General features: G+C 35.6%; 1 protein-coding gene. It reads right to left on the bottom strand.

Translation table 11 applies throughout. The annotated features are described in order from the left end of the window. The coding region (locus N3F66_15050) for a hydroxymethylglutaryl-CoA reductase (protein MCX8125464.1) at positions 1–1,000 on the bottom strand (1,000 nt) is incomplete at its 3' end. Positions 1,001–1,163 lie beyond the last annotated feature (163 nt).

The raw sequence follows: 1,163 nt of genomic DNA, 5'->3' as shown, positions 1-1,163 counted from the left end.
ACCCTGTACCACCTCCGTACGTTGCAACAATAAGTGAAGGTAATGTAATAAAATAATAGTAATCTCCATTTTCAGTAACTTCAGCATATGCAATTGCCGATGATGATTCGGCAATATTTGCCACGTCCTGACCTGTAGCAATGAAAATGGCAGCAATAGCATTTGCTGAATGTAAGCCATTATTATTGGCTCCAGAAAGAAAAGCCCCTAAGGTTGTTGTATATCTCATTTTTACTACAGCTTCAGGTGGAAGTTTCATGAAGTCTATAAATAACTTTCTTGGAATTGTTACCTCTGCTGTAACACGTTTGCCTCGTGTACTTAGAGTATTTAGATGCGAGTATTTTTTATCGGTATCAATATTCCCTGATAAAGTATATCGTTTAACAGTTATATTGTTATTCATAATCCAGTTACACGCTACCCATGTAGCTTTTCCTACCATATTTTGTCCTGCTGCATCGCCAGTGGAGAAATTGAAACGTAAAAACATCATGTTACCCACATGGAATTTTTCTATTTTTTTTAGTTTTCCTGTTTTTGTTGTACTTTCTGCTTGTTCTTTTATGTCATAAAAATGTTCATCAATCCATTCCCCAAAATTTCGGGCATATAGTGCATTCTCAAAAATAAAAACAGGAGCTCTTTGCATAGAATCATCACTTACTGTTGTAATAATACCACCGGCCTCATAAAATAGTTTCATACCTCTGTTATAACTTGCAACTAGTGTGCCTTCAGTTGTTGCCAAAGGTACATAAAATTCACCATTAGCATGTTCGCCATGAATCAAAAGTGGGCCTGCAATACCAATAGGTACTTGGGCTACACCTGTAAAATGTTCGATATTGCCTGGAAGAACTCCAGGATCAAAAGAAAATGAACTTATGTTATATAATTCTGCCCCAGTAATTGTTGTGATGAAATTCTGACGAATTTTTGCCATTTCAAGAGTATAATCATTGTTATCACTTCTTGGTATTTTTGTTCTTTCATACATATTGAATCCTCCTTAAAATATAATAAATAATGATTGGCAAATCTTGTATGGAATCATTGTGGAGTAATATGGATCAAGGGGTCTAAATGTATAGCTCTCATAATTAGAAACGTGTGCTGGCATTGCTACTTTAGTAAAGATGCCAGCACGCGTATTATCCGGA

This window comes from Spirochaetota bacterium (assembly GCA_026414805.1).
GTDB lineage: Bacteria > Spirochaetota > UBA4802 > UBA4802 > UB4802 > UBA4802.
The sequence above is the reverse complement of the archived record's forward strand: the minus strand, read 5'-3'. Positions and strand labels throughout refer to the sequence as shown.